The sequence below is a fragment of the Phocaeicola sp. genome (genome assembly GCF_048170425.1).
Classification (GTDB): Bacteria; Bacteroidota; Bacteroidia; order Bacteroidales; family Bacteroidaceae; genus Phocaeicola.
Genome location: NZ_DBEXBB010000002.1, coordinates 1 through 3,255, shown reverse-complemented (window position 1 = coordinate 3,255; position 3,255 = coordinate 1). Strand labels below are relative to the sequence as shown.

The following is a 3,255-nucleotide window of genomic DNA, read 5'->3' as shown; positions in this document are numbered from 1 at the left end:
TCTCTTTCAGGATATGCTTACGATACCCCATCCAGCTATGTATCACTTTACGTTCCGGTGAAATCAGCACATAATGAGGAACTCCCTTTACACCATAAACCGCTGCAAGTCCGTCATTCACCTCACGAAGTTCATTCCATTGATGGCCGGTCAGTTTCTTTTCTGCCACAAACTTCTTCCATCTGTTCTTCGCGGCTCCACAAATACTAACCAGTTCCAGTTTCCCCTTATACATACGACTCACTTCTTCCATTTCCGGCAGTGCCTCCATGCAAGGCTGGCAACCGAGGTTCCAGAAATCAAGCAGAATGTATTTACCCTCAAACTCAGAGAGATGATGTGTATTTCCCTCCGTATCATACAGCGTACCGTCTACCATGTGGTCGCCTACTTTTACTGGCTCCACCATCTTGATATAAGTTGTTATTTCACGTCCTACCGGCAACTTGCGATCAGCTTCAGACAAACGTGTATACAGCGGATAAACCAATTCTTTATGGGAATATTGAGAATCGGTGTTCCAATTGAGGAAAGACAACTGATCACAATACTTTTCCAGCCAGACTTTTGTGACCGGAGCCGTTTTCATGTATTCCAATTCCCGTAACCGAACTTTGTCTTGCAGAGGATATATATGATTCCGACGGATAGAATCAATCTTGTTTCGGATGGAAATATCATTTATGCCCTTGTCAAACATTTCATATACTATCATCTCTTGCTTAAAGGCTTCCACCATTTCCGGCATTCCCAGCTTGGTAAATTCAGCCTCCGCCTGCTGCTCCGCTACCTCACTTTCTACCGTCCAGAACGGACAGAGCATGCCTTCACCCTGAATCCGGATTTTTGCTCCGGAAACTACCCATAGAGAAAGCGGCCACACTGAAAATGTCTTCTTATAGATTACTAATAGCAACAGCTGCCGAGATTCCTTTGAAGTAATGGTATCCCTTAACACAAACCTGCCACCTGTAACCGTATCAGATATCATAGCGGCCGCATACTGTCTGTTTTCAAACTGAAAGAGGGATACAATTGAACTGTCGGGCAGATTCTTCACAAATCCTTCTATCAGGAATTCACCTTCCGGAACCTTCTGTCCGGAATGGCAACTCCCCAGCATCAATCCCAATAATAGAGAGGAAAATAATATTGCTGTGAATTTCATGGTATCATATTTCTAAAAAATGAGTCCGCTCTAAAATACGGGATTACATTCCAACTTCTCTCAGAAACATTTAAAGCGTAATTGAAACCCATTTTAAAGCGGACTCAAAAACAATTTATTGGAGTTTGAACGAAACAGGTACGGTAAATTTTACCCTTACGACCTCCCCCCTCTGCATGCCCGGCTTCCACTTAGGCATGGTCTGCAGCACGCGCAAAGCCTCTGCATCCAAATCCGGATCTACAGAACGAAGTACTTTGAACTCGGTAGGAGTTCCATCTTTTTCTATCACAAATTGTACGATTACCCGTCCCTGCACATTATTCTTCATGGCATTTTCCGGATATTTCACGTTTTCTTGAAGGAATTTCAACATTTCCTTCATTCCTCCCGGAAACTCAGGCATCTGTTCTGCAACCATAAATACTTCTTCTTTAGCCGTACTATCTGCGGGAACTTCTTTTGCTTCCGGACTTACCGGGGCAACAACTTCTTCTTTTGCATCCTCCGTCTGTGATGCATCCTGCGAGCAGGAGATGTTTCCGGCAACGAGTAGAGCAAAGGCCGGAAGCACGAACAGTGCATATTTGATATGCCCTGCAGCGTTTGATTTTTTCTTGTTCATCATAATGATACGTTGTTTAAGGTGAGAGAAGTTGAAATTATTGGATAACCCGTACTTGTGGTTGTAAGCCAACCCAAGCAGGTGATATTGATAGCTTTTAGTGGCAAACCCTGCCTCCATTACTTTCCTGTCGGCCAGGAACTCTAAGTTGAGTCTGACCTCACGTTTCAGCAGCCAGGCAAAGGGATTCATCCAGCAGCAGATGCTGACCATCTCGGCAAGAAGTACATCGACAGAATGATGCTGCCTTACGTGCGCCATTTCATGCGTCAGAATTTCACTGATTTCATCTTCCTTCACTGCGGCAGGATTCATGAAAATCCATCTGAAGAAAGAGAACGGTCCGGAAGGGGCATTCAAACATTTTACGCGGACACCGTTTATCTCTTTTTCCGGCATACGTACAATGAGGCGATACAGACTGAATGCCTGAATCGCAAGCCGGACGAGCAATACCAGTACTCCGGCAAGATACAAATAACCTATCCACTCAGACAGCACGAACACACGGTTCCCGGTTTCTGCCGCTTCACTCCCCACCACAATCTCCGGCAACACCGCCGAGTAATCAAAGTGAGTGAGCATAATCATGCGGTCACGGCTTTCCAGCCATTCACGCACGTCGATAAAAGGCAGGATGAATGGCAATACAAGCGACACTATCAGGATAAATCTTCTGGAACGGAAGAAGGTATCCCGCGTGCATACCAGTTTATAAAGCGCGTAAAACAGGATTAATCCGACATTGACTTGAAGAAGGTATAGCATAAAAATAAGTTTTTATTTGTCTTCACGTTTTTCAATCAGGTTGATAATCTCATTCAGGTCTTCCTTGGAAATCTTCTGTTCCTTGGCAAAAAACGAAACCATCTCCTTATAAGAATTGGCAAAATAATTGCGCACAATGTTGCCCACAGACTTGCTGGTATATTCTTCCTGAGCAACTAAAGGAGTATACCGGTAAGTATTACCAAACCTTTCTGCCTGCAGGTATCCTTTCCGCTTCAGGTTGTTGATGATGGAGGCCACCGTAGTATAAGGCGGTTTAGGTTCAGCATAGCATGCCACCACATCCTTCACAAAACACGGTCCCAAGTTCCAAATAAAGCGCATGGCTTCTTCTTCCTGATAAGTTAGTTTTTCCATATCGAACAAGTTTTTCTACGAACTTTTCGCAAATCTACGAAATTATCGTAAACAATAAGCATTCAAATGGTTAATTATATTGAACAAGAAGTACATTTTCAAAATATCTTATGACATTGCTGAAACGCAAGCGTATATAAAGAAATACGAACAGAAGATTTCTATGTTTCCTTTCCGGAAACCATACGGCTCTCCAGCCGGAAACCTACGTTTCCCGTAAGAGAAACGTAAGGTTCTGCCACGGAAAACGTAGAAAAGGAAAGACAATTTACCCCACAACGGAGAAGCAATTATTTTCTTTTATTGACCATAACAA

Annotated in this window: 3 protein-coding genes; all 3 read right to left on the bottom strand. The window is 43.5% G+C overall.

Translation table 11 applies throughout. The features are described from left to right. The coding region (locus ACMJ0U_RS00035) for a TlpA family protein disulfide reductase (protein WP_417127350.1) at positions 1-1,168 on the bottom strand (1,168 nt) is incomplete at its 3' end. Positions 1,169-1,283: 115 nt separating this feature from the next. Continuing rightward, entirely contained in the window at positions 1,284-2,561 is a 1,278-nt protein-coding gene (locus tag ACMJ0U_RS00030) for a M56 family metallopeptidase (RefSeq protein ID WP_417127349.1), read from the bottom strand. 12 nt (positions 2,562-2,573) lie between these two features. After that, positions 2,574-2,939 (bottom strand): BlaI/MecI/CopY family transcriptional regulator, encoded by a 366-nt coding sequence (locus ACMJ0U_RS00025; protein WP_117702350.1) that lies wholly within the window; start codon positions 2,937-2,939, stop codon positions 2,574-2,576. Positions 2,940-3,255 lie beyond the last annotated feature (316 nt).